General features: G+C 39.6%; 1 protein-coding gene. It reads right to left on the bottom strand.

The features are described from left to right. Positions 1–100 precede the first annotated feature (100 nt). Positions 101–308: hypothetical protein (locus tag KMS84_RS39760; RefSeq protein ID WP_256921524.1), on the bottom strand; the 208-nt coding region annotated here is incomplete at its 5' end.

The raw sequence follows: 308 nt of genomic DNA, 5'->3' as shown, positions 1-308 counted from the left end.
ATGCTATGCAATTATATTCCCACACTTGACGCACCAACACTGGAATCTCTTGATTGGTACAAGTCCCGACTGCTACAGCTTCAGTCCATTACAAAATAGCTTAATTCAGTTCAATCCAGCTTCTAAGTATGTAAGCTGGATCTGCCACACAGCAAACCGTAGAGTTAGGATAGGAGGACTCAAGCTCTAAATCCCTATGGACTTTCCTTTTTATATAGAGATTATGAAATAAAACAGAAACACCAAGAGACAAAAGAACGCCCTTGGTAATTACTGCATCATCCAGTCTTATATCGCGTCTTTTTTTC

It is taken from the genome of Streptomyces hilarionis (assembly GCF_024539675.1).
Lineage (GTDB): Bacteria > Actinomycetota > Actinomycetes > Streptomycetales > Streptomycetaceae > Streptomyces > Streptomyces hilarionis.
This window is presented reverse-complemented; position numbering and strand designations above follow the sequence as displayed.